This is a genomic window from Paenibacillus sp. EKM211P, assembly GCF_011066175.1.
GTDB lineage: Bacteria > Bacillota > Bacilli > Paenibacillales > Paenibacillaceae > Paenibacillus > Paenibacillus polymyxa.
The window spans coordinates 66,060-85,453 of sequence record NZ_JAAMNS010000020.1; the positions used below are offsets into that span (position 1 = coordinate 66,060).

The 19,394-nt window shown below is 46.6% G+C and carries 19 protein-coding genes and 1 riboswitch; of the genes, 1 reads left to right on the forward strand and 18 read right to left on the reverse strand.

Features of this window, described 5'->3' with window-relative positions; all coding sequences use genetic code 11:
• Positions 1-101: 101 nt before the first annotated feature.
• The 5 genes from spoVT to pth form a co-directional block, all read right to left on the reverse strand.
• On the reverse strand, positions 102-644 hold the full coding sequence (gene spoVT, locus G9G57_RS22625; RefSeq protein ID WP_013368681.1) for a stage V sporulation protein T: 543 nt from the start codon (positions 642-644) through the stop codon (positions 102-104).
• A gap of 167 nt (positions 645-811) precedes the next feature.
• Positions 812-1,930: a peptidylprolyl isomerase gene (locus tag G9G57_RS22630; protein WP_102997563.1), complete on the reverse strand. Its 1,119-nt coding sequence runs from the start codon at positions 1,928-1,930 to the stop codon at positions 812-814.
• The gene (gene mfd / locus G9G57_RS22635) at positions 1,914-5,441 is read right to left on the reverse strand and encodes a transcription-repair coupling factor (protein WP_164965578.1); all 3,528 of its coding nucleotides are present in this window, start codon (positions 5,439-5,441) and stop codon (positions 1,914-1,916) included. Before mfd ends, G9G57_RS22630 begins: the two co-directional genes overlap by 17 nt.
• 134 nt (positions 5,442-5,575) lie before the next feature.
• Positions 5,576-5,806, reverse strand: coding sequence for an anti-sigma-F factor Fin family protein (locus G9G57_RS22640; protein ID WP_007428020.1), 231 nt, complete (start codon positions 5,804-5,806; stop codon positions 5,576-5,578).
• Positions 5,807-5,892: 86 nt separating this feature from the next.
• Positions 5,893-6,453 carry an aminoacyl-tRNA hydrolase gene (pth, locus tag G9G57_RS22645; RefSeq protein WP_016818918.1) on the reverse strand — a complete coding sequence of 187 codons (561 nt, stop codon included), beginning with the start codon at positions 6,451-6,453 and terminating at the stop codon, positions 5,893-5,895.
• A 74-nt stretch (positions 6,454-6,527) separates the two neighbouring features.
• On the opposite strand from pth, the gene G9G57_RS26315 reads away from it, so the two are divergent.
• The gene (locus G9G57_RS26315) at positions 6,528-6,728 is read left to right on the forward strand and encodes a hypothetical protein (protein WP_013368676.1); all 201 of its coding nucleotides are present in this window, start codon (positions 6,528-6,530) and stop codon (positions 6,726-6,728) included.
• 68 nt (positions 6,729-6,796) lie between these two features.
• Here G9G57_RS26315 and G9G57_RS22655 read toward each other — a convergent pair whose 3' ends face one another.
• The 13 genes from G9G57_RS22655 to G9G57_RS22715 all read right to left on the reverse strand — a co-directional run bounded on the left by G9G57_RS22655 (position 6,797) and on the right by G9G57_RS22715 (position 19,382).
• Complete coding sequence (locus G9G57_RS22655) at positions 6,797-7,750, reverse strand: ribose-phosphate diphosphokinase (protein ID WP_013308125.1); 954 nt, start codon at positions 7,748-7,750, stop codon at positions 6,797-6,799.
• Positions 7,751-7,809: 59 nt separating this feature from the next.
• Positions 7,810-9,207: a bifunctional UDP-N-acetylglucosamine diphosphorylase/glucosamine-1-phosphate N-acetyltransferase GlmU gene (gene glmU, locus G9G57_RS22660; RefSeq protein WP_164965579.1), complete on the reverse strand. Its 1,398-nt coding sequence runs from the start codon at positions 9,205-9,207 to the stop codon at positions 7,810-7,812.
• A 345-nt stretch (positions 9,208-9,552) separates the two neighbouring features.
• Positions 9,553-9,840 carry a septation regulator SpoVG gene (spoVG, locus tag G9G57_RS22665; RefSeq protein WP_007428016.1) on the reverse strand — a complete coding sequence of 96 codons (288 nt, stop codon included), beginning with the start codon at positions 9,838-9,840 and terminating at the stop codon, positions 9,553-9,555.
• A 163-nt stretch (positions 9,841-10,003) separates the two neighbouring features.
• Positions 10,004-10,843 carry a pur operon repressor gene (purR, locus tag G9G57_RS22670; protein ID WP_013368673.1) on the reverse strand — a complete coding sequence of 280 codons (840 nt, stop codon included), beginning with the start codon at positions 10,841-10,843 and terminating at the stop codon, positions 10,004-10,006.
• A gap of 181 nt (positions 10,844-11,024) precedes the next feature.
• A complete protein-coding gene (ispE, locus tag G9G57_RS22675) occupies positions 11,025-11,879 on the reverse strand; it encodes a 4-(cytidine 5'-diphospho)-2-C-methyl-D-erythritol kinase (RefSeq protein ID WP_025676573.1) in 855 nt (284 codons plus the stop codon).
• A gap of 144 nt (positions 11,880-12,023) precedes the next feature.
• On the reverse strand, positions 12,024-12,203 hold the full coding sequence (locus G9G57_RS22680) for a small, acid-soluble spore protein, alpha/beta type (protein WP_007428013.1): 180 nt from the start codon (positions 12,201-12,203) through the stop codon (positions 12,024-12,026).
• 165 nt (positions 12,204-12,368) lie between these two features.
• Entirely contained in the window at positions 12,369-12,650 is a 282-nt protein-coding gene (gene veg, locus G9G57_RS22685) for a biofilm formation stimulator Veg (RefSeq protein WP_013308120.1), read from the reverse strand.
• Positions 12,651-12,849: 199 nt separating this feature from the next.
• On the reverse strand, positions 12,850-13,746 hold the full coding sequence (gene yabG / locus G9G57_RS22690) for a sporulation peptidase YabG (RefSeq protein ID WP_025363644.1): 897 nt from the start codon (positions 13,744-13,746) through the stop codon (positions 12,850-12,852).
• Positions 13,747-13,801: 55 nt separating this feature from the next.
• Positions 13,802-14,686, reverse strand: a complete 885-nt coding sequence (gene rsmA, locus G9G57_RS22695; protein WP_164965580.1) for a 16S rRNA (adenine(1518)-N(6)/adenine(1519)-N(6))-dimethyltransferase RsmA — start codon at positions 14,684-14,686, stop codon at positions 13,802-13,804.
• 7 nt (positions 14,687-14,693) lie between these two features.
• Complete coding sequence (gene rnmV, locus G9G57_RS22700) at positions 14,694-15,239, reverse strand: ribonuclease M5 (RefSeq protein WP_016818923.1); 546 nt, start codon at positions 15,237-15,239, stop codon at positions 14,694-14,696.
• 146 nt (positions 15,240-15,385) lie between these two features.
• Complete coding sequence (locus G9G57_RS22705) at positions 15,386-16,534, reverse strand: 3D domain-containing protein (protein ID WP_016818924.1); 1,149 nt, start codon at positions 16,532-16,534, stop codon at positions 15,386-15,388.
• A 271-nt stretch (positions 16,535-16,805) separates the two neighbouring features.
• Positions 16,806-17,085, reverse strand: a riboswitch (cyclic di-AMP (ydaO/yuaA leader).
• Between the two features lie 200 nt (positions 17,086-17,285).
• Positions 17,286-18,056 (reverse strand): TatD family hydrolase, encoded by a 771-nt coding sequence (locus G9G57_RS22710; protein ID WP_019685732.1) that lies wholly within the window; start codon positions 18,054-18,056, stop codon positions 17,286-17,288.
• Between the two features lie 42 nt (positions 18,057-18,098).
• Positions 18,099-19,382, reverse strand: a complete 1,284-nt coding sequence (locus tag G9G57_RS22715) for an HD domain-containing protein (RefSeq protein WP_017427068.1) — start codon at positions 19,380-19,382, stop codon at positions 18,099-18,101.
• Between the last annotated feature and the right edge of the window lie 12 nt (positions 19,383-19,394).

The following is a 19,394-nucleotide window of genomic DNA, read 5'->3' on the forward strand; positions in this document are numbered from 1 at the left end:
AGTCCTATTATACCGTCTCTTCTCCCGGAAAGAAAAAAATCCCTGTACAACGTTGAACGGCTTTGTCCGTTCTGTACGTCATACAGGGGTGAAACGGGGTGTTACTGTTCCATTTGTTTGCCCAGGAAGCCAGCGGCTGTTTCAGCCATCTTGACCTCCATTTCGGACATTTTTACATTTTCATCCTTGTTCAACAATATAACAGAGCCGATGGGATCACCACCCGAAACAATGGGAGCCGTCACAAAGGACGAGAGTGTTTCTTCGTGGTCTCGCGTCAGCTCATAAGAGCCGCTGGCTGTCTCCAGCACAGTCTTGCGATTATCCATGCTACCTTCGATAATGCTACCGATTTGCTTGTCCAAAAACTCTTTTTTCGAGCCTCCAGCCACCGTAATAATGGTGTCACGATCGGTAATCATCGTAATATGGCCTGTGCTTTCAAACAGGGACTCAGCATATTCTTTGGCGAAATCACCAAGTTCACCAATAGGTGAATACTTTTTCAAAATGACTTCTCCGTCACGATCCACAAAAATCTCAAGCGGATCTCCTTCACGAATCCTCAAGGTGCGGCGAATCTCCTTTGGAATAACTACCCGCCCAAGATCATCAATACGGCGAACTATACCAGTAGCTTTCATTTCACATGTTGCCCCACTTTCTCAAGAAGAATTTAGTAAACTACTGACGGTATCGAAAGACGCTTCCACTCCCCCAGAAGCGGTCACGAAGAACGTCGCGGTCATGGTGTTTATGGTGATATCTGACCATAGTATTCATCTGTTCCCAATTCCTTATGCATGTTCAGTTATTTACCTTCGTTTGTAACTCCATCTTTGGCTGTTCCAGCCTTGCTATCGCCCGTACCGCTTGTTGTTCCGCTCGGTGTAGTTGTGCTGCCCGCACCGGACGTTGCACCACTTTTCTCTTGCGTAGCAGGTGCCTTCGGCAGATTGATTTTCAAATCAAGCTTCGCCAAATCATTTTCGGTAAAGTTTTGGATACTTTCCCCAGCCAATTTATTTTTCAGGGCAGCCTTCTCGTTGTCCTTCAATTTATCAAATGTTGGATCATTGCGGGACTCCACTTTGATCACGTGATATCCGTATTCTGTTTCCACAGGCTCACCAATTTTGTTAATCGGTTGAGTCTCGGCAGCCTCTTTAAAAGCAGGTACCCATTGTGCTACGGACGCATTCTCATACAGCCCCCCATTAGATGCGGAACCTGGGTCTTCCGAATACTTCTTGGCAATCGTTGCAAAATCCGCTCCACCGTCCAGCTTCGTCTTTACTTCTTTGGCGAGCTTGAGAGTAGCCTCTTTTGTGCGCTGTTTCTTTGTTTTTGGATCTTCGAAATTAATCAATACATGGCGCACGGTTGCTGTCGTGAATTGATCTTTATTTTTCTCAAATTCCTGTTTCAGCTGATCATCCGTTACTTTATTGGTTTCGCTGTTGATTACCGTCATGACACGCGTAAAGTAATCTTTCACACCTTGTTCGGTCAGCTTCTGATCACTCAGAAATGTCTTAAACTTATCTTCACCAACCGACTTTTTATACTGCTCCAACTGCTCGTTTCCTTGTTTGGCGCCCTCTTCCTTGGCTTTATCGTCCGCTTTAGCCGCCAAAAGCTTGTACACTACTTCCTGCTTTACAATTTGCTCACGTACCTGATCAGAAGCTAAAGCAGCCTCATACTCTGGGTACAGAAATTTCATCATGCTGATTTCTTGGTTGAACTCATTTTCGGTAATCGTTCCACCCTTATAGGTCACGACAACCTTGCTGTTGTCTTTCGGCTCATCCTTGACCTTATTCTCATCCGCTTGCTTTGTACATGCTGCCAGCACCGATATAGCTAGCAACGCTGCCATGCCCAAGGAGAGCATTCTCCAAGGTTTTCTTTTATTTAGTTGTGGCATTTTGCAGTTCCTCCTTCAATGTGAATGCTTCTTTCAATGCACTCAAAAATTGCTCCAGCAGCTCTAGCAACTGTGGATCATTTAGACCTTTGCCCTTTATGCGTGCGCTCATAGAAGTGCCCTGTTCAAATTGTACACGTCTTTCAAAGCGATTGCCAATCTCGGCAAGTTTGGCCGTCTGAACCGCGTGCTGACGACCTTCATGGAATTTCAGCACTATATTGTCATCCCGCTGCACAATGGACTCGATTCCATACATCCGTCCATATACTTTAAGACGAGCCACGGCAAGCAAATGACGAACAGCCTCTGGCAGATCGCCAAATCGGTCGACCAGTTCGTCCTCCAGTTCGGAAGCCTCATCAAAGGTACTGACCGCTGCAACCTTCTTATAAATCTCAATCTTCTGGATGCTGTCATAAATATAGTCTCCCGGCAGGTAAGCATCGACACCCAAATCAATCGATGTACTCCAATTCCGGTTGGATTGATCCTCTTCTCCAAGCACACTGACTTTACGTTTGTTGATTTCCTCAGACAGCATTTGCGAGTAAAGGTCAAAACCAACGGAAGCGATGAATCCGTGCTGCTCGGCGCCAAGTAAGTTACCCGCTCCGCGGATGGACAAATCACGCATTGCAATCTTGAACCCAGAACCCAACTCCGTAAATTCTTTGATAGACTGAAGTCGCTTCTCCGCCACCTCTGTAAGCACCTTATCTCGCTGGTACGTGAAATAAGCATAGGCAATCCGATTGGAACGGCCTACACGCCCACGTAGCTGATAAAGCTGGGAGAGCCCCATTTTATCAGCATCATGCACAATGAGTGTATTCACATTGGGGATATCCACACCGGTTTCGATAATGCTCGTGCTAACCAGTACATCATATTCACCATCTAGGAAATCCAAAATGGTTTTCTCCAGTTCCGTTTCAGACATCTGTCCGTGACCTACGCCCACCTTGGCGTCTGGGACAAGTGCATTGATCTCGGCAGCCATCTCTTGAATCCCCTGTACGCGATTATACAGGTAGTACACCTGTCCTCCACGTGCCATCTCGCGTTCAATGGCCTCGCGAACTAGAGTCTGGCTATGCTCAACTACATAGGTCTGCACCGGAAAACGGTTTTCTGGTGGCGTCTCAATAACTGACAAATCACGTACACCCAGCATGGACATATGCAGCGTACGGGGAATAGGTGTAGCCGTTAGTGTCAACACGTCTACATTCGTTTTCAGTTTTTTCAGCTTTTCTTTGTGCGTTACGCCAAAACGTTGCTCCTCATCGACAATAAGCAGCCCCAGATCCTTGAACACCAGATCCTGGGAAAGTAGACGGTGAGTACCAATGACAATATCCACCGTACCTTGTCGAACTCCCTTGGTCGTCTCATTCTGCTCTTTGCGCGAGCGGAAACGGCTCAATACCTGAATATTGAACGGATACCCGGAAAAGCGCTCACGGAAAGTCTCATAGTGCTGTTGTGCCAAAATCGTCGTCGGTACCAACACAGCCACTTGTTTGCCCTCAATAGCAGACTTAAAAGCAGCACGAATAGCCACCTCAGTCTTGCCGTAGCCTACGTCACCGCACAGCAAACGATCCATCGGACGACTCTGCTCCATGTCCTTTTTAATTTCTTCAATAGCCCGAATCTGGTCACGTGTCTCATCATACGGGAACATATCCTCAAATTCCTGCTGTTCTGGTGAATCCTTTTCAAAAGCAAAGCCTGGTGCTGACTGTCTTTCCGCATATAGCTTGATCAAGTCATCTGCGATGTCCTGAACCGAGCTGCGCACCTTACTTTTAACACGTGTCCACTCATTGCCGCCCAGTTTGTAAATCTTGGGTTCCTTGTCCTCGGAGCCCACATACTTCTGAATCAGATCAATTTGTTCAATCGGTACAGACAGCTTATCTCCGCCCGCATAGAGGATATGCATGTAATCCTTATGGATACCGCCAACCTCCAGCGTACCGATTCCCATGTACTTCCCGATTCCGTGATTTTGGTGTACGACATAATCGCCCACCTTCAGCTCGCTATAGCTCTTAATCCGCTCTGCATTGTCTACATGTCGCCCCTGCTTACGTGCTTTCCGCTGCTTCTGGGAGAACATCTCACCCTCGGTAATCACCGCCAGATGAATAGACGGCATCTCAAAACCGCTTTGCAGATTACCAATCGCCATCGTCGGCTCATCAATACCGTAGTCTTGAAGCACTCGCCGCATCCGATCCAGACGTTCATCTCCGCTCGCCAGCATCATAACCTGTGTGCCTGCCTTGCGCCAACGATCCATCTCTGCCTTGAGTACATTCATTTGACCGTGGAAATCCTGCATGCCACGGCAGATGAAATTCAAAATATTTTGCGGCTGTGTATGCGGAACCTGGCGAAGAAAGATCGACAGGAACAGCGTTTGAAATCTCCGATTATACAGCAGATTATCCGAGTTATCCGATAGCTCCAGTTGCGGTAGAGTTTTACCGTTTTGAAGCAAATGCAAATTCCATTCAGACTCATCCCGCTCTAGCTGCCTGGCTGTTTCTAGCATCCGTGCTGGTTCATCAATGATTAGAATCGTATCTTCCGGCATATAATCAGCCAAGGTTTTGCGTTCAGGATACAGCAGGGAGATATATTTATAGATTTCGTCAAAATACACATGCTCCCGCAGCAGCTCAATTTCACGATGAATTTCCTCTTTCAGATGCTGCTTAGCCTGACGATCTGTCATTTTGTCCAGCTGTTCCTCCAACAACAGAGCAGCGGCATCAGCAGCTTGATCCATACGCTGGTGGCTTGCAATAACTTCCTTACATGGCGTTACAGTAACTTCCTGTACCTTTTCCACCGAACGCTGATCTTGCGGATCAAACATACGGATGGAGTCAATTTCATCATCAAACAACTCCACACGATAGCCCCAACGGGTTGTCATTGGATAAAAATCAACAATTCCCCCGCGTACACTCATCTCCCCGCGGGATTCAACACGCTCTACACGCTGGTATCCCATTTCAACCATATGCAGCAAAAATGCTTCCAGTTGAATCGTTTCTCCCTCTTTCAGCTCAACACGAGCCTCACGCCATGTTTCCGGGATTGGTAGTAAACGCCGGACTCCAGAAAACGGCACGACAACAACCCCACGAAAACCCTGGGCACATCGGATCAATACATCAATTCGTTGGGATAACGTCTCTGGACTGGATATGGCTGCTTCAGCAGCTACCAACTCGTTAGCTGGATACAATAAAACCTGATCAGGAGAAAGCGCTTCCTGCAAATCATCTGCTATCTTTTGAGCGGCAAACATATTGTGCGTCATGACCATTAACGGTCGTCCAGTATCTTCAGCAAGTGCGGCCATCAGGACCTGTCTTGAAGAGCCTGACAAGCCTGATATCAGCTGTTCCTTCATGCCTGAGGAAATACCTGCCGCAATGGATGCATAATCAGCATCCTTCGTAAAAGCCTGAATAAGTGCTTGTAACAAAAAAGGCACCCCTTTATGCTTATAAATAGTTACATGTAAACCGAAAAAGAAGCCTCAGCAATGCTGCCAAGGCTCCATAAGCGGAATTGCCGCTTCACCTCTCAAGCTGGTACATCAGACCAGTTGAATACCTGTTATTGGAGCGGGTTTACGAGCAGACTCAGCTCCGGATTATTCTCCAGTGCCTGACTGCAATGCTCGCAAATGACCTTAACGGTCACCTCACCACCCGAATTATACGCTATTATATCTCTACGTTCAGCAGGGGTCAAGGAATGGAAGCCCAACCTTTCTTCGGTTATTGCAGCGGAGTCAATTCGCCCTAAGAAAGTTCGACAATGTCTGCATACATAATTAACAACCATGTAATGTATATGCCTCCTGAAAGTTTTCTATACCTTTCAGTATGTCCAACAATCTTCCATTTAAGCCCGTCTACCTACGTCAGAACTTACTTGTTGAATTCAGCCATCGTCCGCTCAAACGGATGATTTAGACTGTATTCTAAAGCGTTGCACGTATCTTCTATCATTCCGGTCAATAGTTCCTTTTCCTTCTTTGGAAAGGTGCCCAAAACATAATCGACAATAGCATGTCCAGGCTCTGGGCGGGAAATGCCCATGCGAATCCGGTTGAAGGATTGCGTCCCTGTATGCTGAATGATCGATTTAATGCCATTATGCCCGCCTGCGCTACCTTGATAACGCAGTCTTATTTTACCGACCTCTGTATCCAGATCATCGTAAACGACAATCAGATCTTCCATATCGGCCTTATAGTAGTCCATGTATGCACGTAGAGACTCGCCTGAGAGATTCATATATGTCATAGGCTTAATCAATACCGTTTTCACGCCACCAATGTGCCCCTCACCAATCAATGCCTTACATTTGCTTTGGGTAATCTGGATATTATGGCGTGAGGCAAGTGCATCTAAGGCCATAAATCCGACATTATGTCTCGTTTTCTCGTATTGGGGACCGGGGTTGCCCAATCCTACAATCCACTTCATTAGCCTTGACACCTCTTTCGAAGTCTTGATTTTTTGGTAAAATAGTTTTAGTGAACAGGAAGGTGCGTGCCGATATGCTCAATCAAGGTGATATCCTCTTATATGACAGCCATTTTCTATATCATTTAAAACATTCCGTTCCTGTCCAAATTTATGACGGGAATGTACATGTTCAAATTGGCATCGTTGCGCGTTTTAATGAGCATTTCGTCGAAATCGAGGACACACTATACAATCGTCAACGCTTCACATTCATATCTCGGCCAGGCTTTTAGCTTGACATGCTGATAGGGGTTACCTTTTCCATATGGAAAAAGCAACCCCTTTTTTAATGAGCCAGCGCTTATTCGATTTCAAACAGTTTGCTGATCGACAATTCTTCATGCACACGGATGATGGCTTCTCCCATTAATGGAGCCACAGACAGTACCTTCAGCTTGCTTGTCGGATTTGGGTGAACGATCGGGATTGTATCCGTCACAACCACCTCTTTTAATGGCGAATTCTCCAGTCTTTCCATCGCAGGACCGGACAGCACGGCATGTGTGCAACATGCATACACATCTTTTACGCCGCCTTCTTTAAGCGCATTTGCACCCAATACAATCGTTCCGGCTGTATCAATGATATCATCAATTAAAATAGCCGTCTTACCCTCAATGTTCCCGATGATATTCATCACTTCACTGACATTTGGCTCTGGACGACGCTTATCAATAATAGCGAGCGGCGCACTCAGGAAGTCCGCCAGCTTGCGCGCGCGAACAACCCCACCATGATCGGGTGAAACAACAATCGGGTTCTCAATTTGCTTGGAACGGAAATATTGGGCCAGAATTGGCGCTCCCAGCATATGATCCACTGGAATATCAAAGAATCCCTGAATCTGCATCGCATGCAAATCCATACTGATTACGCGGTGAGCTCCCGCCTTTTCAATCAAGTTAGCGACAAGTTTCGCTGTAATCGGATCACGTGAACGAGCCTTACGATCCTGACGAGCATAACCGTAATATGGCATAACAACATTGATACTTTTGGCAGAAGCACGTTTAAGTGCATCAATCATAACCAATAACTCCATCAAGTTGTCGTTAACTGGCAGACAAGTGGACTGTACAATATACACATGGCAGCCGCGAACACTTTCCGACAGCTTAACCTGAATTTCACCGTCACTAAACGATGTGGTATGGGATTCCCCCATTGGGATTCCGATGTAGTCCGCAATCTGGTGGGCTAACTTCGGATTGGAGTTACAAGTAAATATTTTGAGTTTGGAATCGCAATAAGTCATTAATAGAAACCCTCCGTGCTGGTTCATTCATTACAGATTCAACAGCTTGCTGATTAAGGTCATTCCGATCTTTTTTTCTTTGCTTTGGCACGCGCGCGGATTTTGTCCGCATATCCGGCTTTGTTCTCTTGACGTGGTCTGGCAATGGCCAGATCGTTATCAGGGACAGCATGTGTTACAGTGGAGCCTGCGACAACATAGGCACCTTTTCCAATCTTAATTGGGGCAATCAGATTCACATTGCTGCCAACAAAGGCATCATCTTCAATTTCTGTAATGGATTTATTATATCCATCATAATTGACCGTTATTGCCCCGCAGCCAATATTTACGTTTGTACCCACCTTGGCATCACCGACATAGCTCAAATGAGACACCTTGGAATGATCTCCAATAGTCGCATTCTTCACCTCTACAAAATCACCAATTTTCACATGTTCGCCAAGCTTCGCGCCTGGACGCAGATAAGCAAACGGCCCTACAGATGTACTGCTTCCCACTTCCGCTTCGTTCAACACCGAATGTTTCACTGTTGCCCCTGAGTGGATAACCGTATTCTGGATCTCTGCCTGCGGGCCAATCACACAATCTTCTCCGATTTGTGTTTGACCATGCAGCCATGTATTTGGGTACAATACTGTATCGGAACCAATGACAACATCGCTCCCGATGTAGGTAGAAGACGGATCAATGACGGTGACACCATTCAGCATATGTTTGCGAACGATACGCTCGCGCATATAACCTTCAGCAACCGACAAAGCAACTCTGTCGTTTACACCGATAGATTCCGACACGTCATTGGTCAAATACGCCTCAACCTGCTCACCTTCGCCATGCAAAATACCAATGACATCGGTCAGGTAGTATTCCTGCTGTGCATTGGTGTTCGTTACCTTGTCCAGCGCTGCAAATAACTTGGCATTGTCAAAGCAATACGTGCCTGTGTTAATCTCACGGACAGCATCTTCCTCAGGTGAACAATCCTTCTGTTCCACGATCTTAAGCACGGCCCCGGAAGTATCACGGATAACTCGTCCATATCCTTTCGGGTTGTCCAACTCAGCGGTCAGAATTGTTGCAGCCGCTCCGCGGCTTTCGTGCAGTTGCACCAAACCTTCCAGCGTTTCCGCTGTGATCAACGGAGTATCTCCACAAATGACAATTGTGGTGCCCTGTTCCTGGCCGAGCAGGTCCTTGGCTTGCTTGACAGCATGGCCCGTTCCCAGCTGCTCTGCCTGAAGCGCATATTCTGCCGACGGTCCCAAATAAGACTGTACCGCCTCTGCTCCGTGACCCACGACGACTACACTTCGGGACACACCGATTTCACGAACCGTGTCGAGCACATGTCCGACCATCGGTTTTCCGCACACCGGATGCAGAACTTTATATAATTTGGATTTCATACGTTTTCCCTGCCCTGCGGCAAGAATGACTGCCAACCTTTCCAACAAGTCCAACCTCCTATCCTGAAAATAACAGTTACCCCTTGGCTAAAACGTTAATTCCCAGATCAGATTTTGCTTAACTTTTCACAATCCTCCTGAAAAATAACGGCGAACCTTTGGTTAATGGCTATTTTTTCAGGCCAGCTTGTGCTGGACGTTCATCCCCGGGACGCATTGCTGCCTAGTCCCTGTCTTATGAAAAAGCCGCTTCGGCAGCCCGGATGGCTCCAAGTTGCCTTAAAACTGACTGTTAACTCACTAAAGAATATATCTCATTCCAGACAAAAAGAAAAGAGAGCCACAGTTAGTGGCTCTCTTTTTCTTTTGTACCCCAATCCTGCTTTAGGCGAATTAAGCGCCTTCTTCAATAGCAACTTCTTCATCAACAGCTGCACGTTCGTACTCAGTTAATACAGCAGCTTGAATCTTTTCACGGGTTCCTGAAGATATCGGGTGAGCGATATCGCGAAACTCTCCGTCAGGGGTTCGTTTGCTTGGCATAGCTACGAACATCCCGTTATTACCGTCGATAACTCGGATGTCATGGACAACAAACTCGTTATCAATTGTAATGGATGCAATCGCCTTCATTCTTCCTTCTGAGTTCACTCGGCGGAGTCTAACATCCGTAATCTGCATGTGTGTTTCACCACCTTTTTCCAAATAGGACTTGGTGTATACATTCCACACAGCATTTCGAATTCCTTCTTTTTTTGGACAATTCGTATCCTAAATTCAGGTAATTTTTTTGAAAAGATTTCTTTTCGACATATTTAGGTATTTTATGATGAATTGTGACAATTTACTGCCCTGTTAACTCATCAAAATAATTCCCTAGCTTGACTGTTATTTGCTTGCTTCGAGAATCGACTGCGGTCAGATTTGCCAGTGAAATATAATCGTGCAACAGGCGCTCTTCATTCTCCACCTCGCCCGACTCTACCAGCACACCGACACCAGCTACCTCAGCATCAAACTCTGCTAACAAGTCGACCATTCCTTGTATCGTGCCGCCAGCCTTCATAAAGTCATCTACGATGAGCACACGCGATTTCTCACGCATTGCACGTCTGGATAAAGACATCGTATGAAGGCTCTTTTGTGATCCAGAAACATAATTAATACTTACAGCTGAGCCTTCTGTCACCTGATGGTCACGCCGTACAAGCACGACTGGCAAATTAAGCTGTGCTCCGGTTGCATATGCGAGCGGAATGCCCTTCGTCTCCACGGTCATAACCACATCAATCTGACGATCGGCAAAAGCGGTCGCAAATATTTTACCCGCTTCGTTCATCATCGCTGGTTGGCCCAGCAAATCGGACAGATACAGGTACCCTCCCGGTAATATGCGATCAGGCTGCTCCAGCTGCGCGCACAAGTCGTTCGCAAACGCAAGCGCATGTTGCTTGGAGAGCCTAGGGATCAGCTTGACGCCCCCTGCCGCTCCCGCCAGTGTCAGAAGCTCGCCAGTACCCTCGTCCTCAAATACTTCTTTGATAATAGCCAGATCCTCGCTTATCGACGACTTAGCTGCCCCGTATCGATCTGCAAAATGAGTAAGAGGCACCAATGTATGCGGCCGTGACAATAAAAATTGCGTCATTTCCACCAATCGTGAGCTTCTTTTAAGTTTTTTCACAACAATTCCTCGCGATCTATTCTCCTGCCGCCCGCTTCGTACAATAAAGCACCGGCGGACTGGCCGGTTGCTGGCGGAATGTAAGTGATATAGTAAAATCCGAATATTTAATAGTAAATATATCATCTTCGTACGTATTTGTACAACAATTGCCACTATAATATGAAAAAAATATCTAAAATCAGGTCAAAAGTCGTACTGCATAAACATCTTTGCAAAAGCCTCTTAGTCCGTTATAGATCCGTGGCACTTTGGCTTCCTTCGATACCAGTCCGAACACTGTAGGTCCGCTACCTGACATCAGCACCCCATCAGCTCCTAAACGGATCATGGAGTTTTTAAGATGCTCCACTTCTGGATACAGCTTTAATGTCACATCCTCCAGTACATTCCCCAGGGCATTGCATACATCGGTAAAAGAAGCATTACGAATCGCCTGCTCCATCTGCCGGGCAGACGGGTGGTGCGTAATCTGATCCGCTTTGACACGACCATACACTTCAGCTGTCGATACATTAATCGGCGGCTTGGCGAGGATCACCCAGCATTGTGGCGGATTCGGCAGTGGCTTAAGCAGTTCTCCACGTCCGCTCGCTAAAGCTGTGCCCCCTGTAATACAGAAAGGTACGTCTGAACCCAATTCAGCACCCAGTACTCTTAATTCCGCATCCGAGATACCAAGTTTCCACAGCTTGTTCAGCCCACGCAATGCTGCGGCAGCATCGCTGCTTCCGCCTGCTAATCCTGCAGCCACCGGGATATGCTTATCCAGATGGATATGGACGCCTGTAGACACGTTATAACGTTCTTTGATCAGACGTGCAGCCTGAAAAGCCAAGTTCTTTTCATCTAACGGTATGTACCCGGCTTGGCTTGAAATAATAATGGTATCACGCGGTAACTCGGACATCGTCAATCGGTCGGATAGATCGACCATAGTCATAATCATTTCGACCTCGTGATAACCATCGTCCCGCTTACGTAGAACATCAAGCATTAAATTAATTTTCGCCGGTGCTTTTTCATATATTTTCAAGGCGTTCACCCACCTTCAACTTTTCCCTCAAGACAGCTTAACATATTATATCAGACTCAGCCTGTCAAGTCATGAGGTTCAAAAAAGCGGAGATGCCCCGGTATGACCCCGGATATCCCCGCTTTTTATCAGCACCACCGATGGCTACGATTTGCGAGAAGCCGCCTGCTCTGCAAGCTGAATGGCCCGCTTGACCATATTGCCCGCATCCTTGGCTTTAATGCCTCCCCAACCTTCTTCCTTAACCGTGTCGTAAAACCCAAGATCTTTGGCCAGTTCATACTTCAGCTCTTCCGACATAACACTCCGTCTTCTTCGGCTCATGCATACGCCTCCTTCGGCAATGGAATAAGGAAGATCATTCCCGCCTTAGTATGTGCAGAGATATCATGCTTCATCCTGCTCTGCAAATACAAAACGACCCCGCCATTAAAAATGACGAGGTCGCCGTTAAACCTGCAAAGCTGGTATAAATCACGTAAAAAAGAATTAAGGTGTTTCGAAATATTCGACTACACTTGTGTGAGAGTCGGGATCATATACACTGACCTCCACCGACTCGGTAAGAATGTCAGCATAGCTGTAGGAGACACGTTTAAACGTCTGTTGCTCCTGATCCAGCTTGACGATAAAAACAGAAGGGTACGTTTCTTCCAAGACACCAGTTCGTTCGACGGTCTTACGGCGTCCGCCGTTAGCCCGCAGCAAAATCTTTTGCCCTACATGTGCGTCGAGACTGCGTTTGATTTCCAACAGCGTATTTTTAGCCATTGCCTAACGACCACCTCTTTCCTTGTCCATTATAACGAATTTTAGAGGGATTGTCAAATCAAGCTAAATATTATAACAACACGAAAAATAAGTTGTCAATTTAATTTTTTGCGAACAGGAATAATATACATAAAAAATGACAAAAAGCCTCTAAAAAGAGGCTTTTGTTCAGATAAATCCTATTAGGCACATTTGAATCTCAGATCGCTGAAGGCGTTACTTTAAGCGTTGACAAATTTTCAAGCTTCGGCAAACCGATGCGGTAGCTTCCCCTTGTTTCAATTCCACCCACTCCGCGGCTGCCACTGATGGTCTGATGAAACAAGTCTCCCATATTGACCGTATCACGGATCGAAGTAAATGCGGCCTTGGCAGCCACGTAAACGGGGTCCAGAGCGTGAATCAAGATACGCCCTGGGGAACTGGCAAAGTTGGCTCCCGCACGTAGCAGCGCCTCAAAATGGGACTGGCACGCACCCGCTACAATTGTCAGTGAATCCAGATGACGCTCATATTGTCTCGCTACCTGAATCGCTGCCACAAAATTTTGCGAATTCTTGTAGCTTTTCAAGCTGTACAAATCATAAGGCTGCGGTTGCTTTAGCACACCATCATGTCCAGTGATGACTACAATATCAGGACGAATGCGGGGAAGCAGTCGGTATAACGTATCCGCCATTGCCGATTCGTGAACGTGATGTCCCTCTGCGGGAACACGGAGCTGTTCATATAGACTGAGACATTTCCTTAAATAGCCAGGGTCTCCATCCAGATGAAGAACCTTTCCTGGCATTTCAAAATACGTTGACTCCACCGGATCACTCCACTCTCCAATCAGAGCCGCCTGGCTACGGGCAGCTTGCTGCTGGCGTGCCCGTTGCAAAAGATTAAGAGACTCCCCGGCCTTAATGTGGGCCTGTTGAGTCTTACCGCTAACCTGGTCTGCCGGCACTCTGACCAAATCGTTCACCGGGGAATCAGCCAGTAGCCGAAATTCCGTCCCCTTAATGATCGCTTTATCCCGCTGGATGTCCTCAACGCGAAACGTGACATCACCGCCGTACGATTTCCGAACGACCAAGTCTCCTAAACTCATCACACTGTATCACCCCTCCTATATCGTATGGGTGAATGCACAGTTTGGTTCCAACTTAGGATATACCGGCCTCCAATAGCACGGCGCTGAGACGCGCAAATTCCTCGATACTCAGCGTTTCCCCTCGACGGGAAGGCTCAATATCAGCTTGTTGCAACAGCGGCTCGAGCGTGTCCCTGTTCTCTTTGGTGAAGAAGCGGCTTTTTAGGTTATTTGAAATGGTTTTACGACGTTGGGCAAAAGCGGCATGAACCACTTCAAAAAAGTGCTTCTCGTCCACCACTTCTACCGGAGGGACTTCTCGTACACGCAGCCGAATAACTGCCGAATCAACATTCGGCTGAGGAATAAATACTGTATTCGGCACCGTACAGACTAACTCAGGCTCGCTGTAATATTGCACGGCTATGCTTAAGCTGCCGTAATCCTTCGTACCAGGAGACGCAGCCATGCGCTCAGCCACCTCCTTTTGAATCATAACGACGATATTCTCCAAAGGAAGCTTGTCCTCCAGTAGACGCATCAGAATCGGTGTAGTGACGTAATACGGCAGATTAGCGACGACACTCACTTTGCTCACGTCTGCAAAATCGACTGCAAACACCTCACGCAAATCCAGCTTTAACACGTCCCCATGACGAACCTTTACATGCTCGTAAGGGGCCAGCACTTCTTCAAGAATGGGCAGCAGCCGCTGATCAATCTCGACAGCGGTAACTGCCTTAGCCGATTGCGCCAATCTTTCAGTCAAAGCTCCAATCCCCGGACCGATCTCAAGCGCACCCTTTGTATCATCCAAACCGGCAGCATTTACAATCTTGCTCAAAATATTTTGATCAATCAGAAAGTTTTGTCCCAAGCTCTTTTTGAACGAAAAACCGTGCTTTTGAATAATTTCCTTCGTACGCCGCGGTGTTGCTATATCTTGAATCCCTGTCATACGGATATCACAATCCTTCACTTTCGATTTGTGCCAGCGCACTGGCAAATTCCTCACGGCTGATCTGAAATACAGAGAGCCGCTTATGTAGCTGCTTTCCGTTACAATAGCCAATACCCAGTACATTCCCCAAGGCCATACGGCGTGCAGCAGCATTGGGATGGGTAATAAGTCCAGCGTCAATCAGGTCCGCCCATTCAATCAGCGGTTCGGCACCTTCCACTGTCGTATGTACCCGCGCGAGAGCGTGTCTGATGGCTTCCGGGGAGGCATTCTCTACGCCAATATCCCCTTTGCGCGTCGCCTCTGCCTCAGGTATAAAAGCCTGCTTGCAGCCGGGTACCTTGGAGGCGATGATTTTACGGATACGCTCCCCTGCATGATCGGGATCAGTTAAAATAATGACCCCCCGCCGTTCCTGCGCCAATGCAATTTTTCGCAGCGTCATTTTATTAATGGCTGAACCGCCAGTTTCTATCGTATCTGCTTCGACAGCACGGCGAATGGCTACCGTATCATCCCGGCCTTCCACCACGATCACTTCCTTGATCATCTTCGTTTCCCTCCACTGTTACACAGCAACATATATTTATCTTTCCCTGCTTTTGAAAACAAAATAAGAAGAGGGTATCCTCTTCTTAGCATGGCATAACTATGTTGTTAATACTATCGCATTGTCCTCAACATACACAACCTGTTTTAGTTGATTTCCGGCTTTACAGGTCCGATAACATATACGGTTTTACCGTGCTTACGACCAAATTGGTTGGCCCGGCTCAAACTCTCATAATACACATCGATTTTGTGGCCTTTAATCGCGCCACCGGTATCCTCCGCACGGCGGAAGCCCACCCCTTCAATATACACCCACCACCCGATTGGAATTACACTCGGATCGACAGCGATGGTGCGTCCTTCCGTGACACGCGTGCCGGAGGCGGTACGTGTACCGATACCTGGCTCCTGTGCGGAATACGCCGTCATGGAGACATTTTGTAAAACTTTTCTATAATTAAAATTAATACCTGCTTTACGGACAGCACTGCCCGAACTAACCTTTGTAGCCTTAACCGCATCTTTAGGGCCGATGGAAGCAGCTAGAACGACCGGTTTCTTCTTCGTTCCTACCGCAATTACCTTATCCACACGATTCTGTGCGACTTCCTTGTTGACCAGCTGTTTGGATACCAATTTTCCATCATGGTATACCTTTTGAACATGCTGGACTACCACACCCGATTTGCCACTTTGAATGACTCGATTATCGCCTTTATAGAGACTTGGATCTGCCGTTTTGATGACCTGATAAGGCACTTGTTTTTTCTGTTCGACCTGCTGTTTCTTCACACGGACGATTTTTATGTCCATGTTAGCTGAAACAGAGGCATCCAACGCAGGGTAAACTTTATCCGTTGATGATAATTTATAGCCCGAAGTGCGAATGGCACCCTCTACTGTATTTTCTGTTGTGTACAGCTTTTTCGTCTTATTGCCTGAGGATACTTTAACCTGATTGGCACGTTTAATGACTACGCGATCCCCATCCTGTACTGCTCCATTTAGCGGCATGGAAATTGTATCATGCGGCTGAAGTGAAATAGAATGCTCATTGAGCAAATCTTGGAGCTTGGATTCCCGGGTTTCTACCGCAGATGCCTTACCATCGATGACAAAAAAGACTTGTTTTTTAGATTGCGTGTACATCAGAATTGAAATCATAATCGTTAGTGCGATTAGAAAAATAGCAACCAAAGCAGCCTGGCGCACATTCTCTTGCTTCCAACGTAATACGTAAGACATGCTGGATGAGCGTGACTCATGGGTCTCCTCTTTTCGGAAAATGCCCATTTCCTCCGTCCTCCTTACATAGCCCGCCGTCTGGAGTAAGACATAGTTGATCGTTGACGTGACTATAACAGATTTTCTACAAGACAAGCCCGTACTGCGACTGTCCTGCACCATGTACCCGTCTTCGCGGCATGCTGTCCTCCCCTGTTTAACCACAGTATGATGACAGATTTTCTTTTATTCACAACAAAAAAAGCCAAAGAAAGAGACTAGAGAGCTCTTTCGTGGCTTCCGACATGTGTGAATATGCGGGAAAACTCATGCACGAGATGGCTTCTCTCTTGTTACGCTTACGGGGTTAGCTGTCGGGTTCGGACGTAGAGAGTCGCCCTAGCTTAGGTCAACCGCTCATGGCGGTCGCCTTCACATTCACCCCGAAGACCCAGAAAGAAATCGAAATACGGCTTCTCTACCTGTTCATCCCATTCGGGAAATGAATTTCGGTTGAGCCGGCTGCTGAAGAGACATTCTCTCTTGCACATACGCCGGACGTACTGTAAGCCATATCGGTTCCCCCGTTCCCTGCAAAAGGGACTCAGCGAGACTGGTTCATGAAATGATTTGTTGATGTTTACACTCAACAACAATTCACTGAAAAGATGATATCCTGTTTCCATGCATGTTGTAAAGCAGGTTTCAAGTACATTTTTTAAAATATTCGGTTAAAAAATTGTAATATTCTTGAGTTTCCTGCAACAAAATCATAATTAGCTCCGTCTATCTCTTTATTTTGATTGATTTCTTCGCTTTTTCACTGAATGTCAAATCGTTCCAAAGCATTTTGGGTCGTAATGGATACCAATTCCTCCACTGTAATTCCCTTAATTTGGGCAGCTACCTCTGCCACCAATCTCACATGGGCCGACTCATTTCGCTTCCCGCGAAACGGATGAGGCGTCAAGTATGGCGCGTCCGTTTCAATCAGCAGACGATCCAGCGGAACCAGGGCCAGTACCTCTTTTGGCTGCTTGGCATTTTTGAACGTTATGGGCCCGCCAAAGGAAAGGTGAAAGCCCATATCCAGCACCATTTTAGCGGTCTCCCAGCTCCCAGAAAAGGAGTGCATGACTCCGCCAATCTCGCCCGCCTTTTCCTCACGTAAAATCCTCACAATATCTTCATGTGCATCTCGGTTATGGATAACAATTGGCATGTTGAGCTCACGTGCCAGGCCAATTTGATTTCGAAGTACCCGCTGCTGCACATCCTTTGGTGATGTATCCCAATAATAATCCAGACCGATCTCTCCGATCGCTACAACCTTTTTATGACTGCATAACGATGCAATCCATTCTAAATCACCCTCCTGCATTGTAATGGCATCCTGCGGATGCCATCCAACGGCTGCATAAATAAAATCATACGTCTCAGCCAGCTTCATGGTGGATGGAATGGTCTCACGATTAAATCCGATATTGATCATCCGTGTTACTCCTGATTCGACAGCACGTGCTATAACTTCTTCACGGTCTTCGTCAAATTGTGGCGCATCTAGGTGAGTATGAGTGTCGAATAAATCCAAGGTTTTCATCTCCTTTTCTTACTTACATTTCTATATATTTGTCTATTGTTTGACAAAATAATTCCTTATTTCGGCAGGAAGCCTGTCTTTTACCCCGTTCAATTTATTCTGGGGAAAATACATGTGATATTTTCCTCGGTGAATGCCACTTATTGAGCGTACAATTTCTGAAACTTCGGATATTTCCCGCACCTCGCCCTGACGTCCAAGCAGTAAAATCTGGTTGTCCGTTGAACCGCCCTGCCGAAACACATCATAAGGAAGATCTGTTGGAAAATCAATTTCAAGATCATATTCAGGATGCAATCCAGCCTCTTTCAAAGCCTCTCGAATATGGTCAACGGTATCTGTATCCATATTTTCAATCTCTACATATTTATACAATCTACGATCCATAAAACGGCTACTCAAATCACTTAAAATTTCATCCTTTTCTCGTTTCCATTGGCTAAATACCGTCTGAATCAAAGACTCATCCAGCATCAAATACTGCTCCACTGTTAGTTCCCCTTTTAACAGATCGGGCAGCGGATCAAGCAGAAAACCAAACTCATATCCGTTTTTGAACAATTCCTTTGCTCTCTTAAAAATTTTACGTAACAGGATTTCCGAGCTGCGTGTTACAGGATGGAAATAAATTTGCCAGTACATCTGATAGCGTGACATTAGATAATCCTCTACAGCATGCATACCCGACTCTTTTACGACAATTCTCCCATTATGAGGACGCAACAAACGTAAAATACGATCCAAATCAATCGTTCCGTAGTTAACACCTGTCGAATGAGCATCCCGCAACAAATAATCCATACGGTCAGCATCGAGCGGACTTGTTACCAGGTTGACAACAATCGGCTTATCATACGTTTTGGCTATAACCGCCGCGACTTTGTGGGGCAGCATCTCATCCACTTGCCGTAGCACAGCGTTAATCTTCGTGTCGCCCAGTACAATGCGGCATGTCCAATCCTCATGGTTCATATGAAAGGCTTCTTCAATGGAATGAGAAAATGGACCGTGCCCCACATCGTGCAACAAAGCAGCACACAGAGCAACCAGTCTTTCTTCCTTTGGCCAGTCGGGAAAGTCTCCACGTTCAAATTGGGAAATGATGCGTCTCGTAATCTCGTATACGCCCAGTGAATGTGAAAACCGGCTATGCTCCGCTCCATGAAACGTCAGATAAGATGTGCCTAACTGCCGAATGCGTCGTAAACGTTGGAACTCCGGCGTATTGATCAATCGCCATATCGCAGTATCCTGAACATGGATGTAATTATGTACCGGGTCCTTAAAAACTTTTTCTTCACTGAGTGGCTGGTGCAAGATATCAGCTCC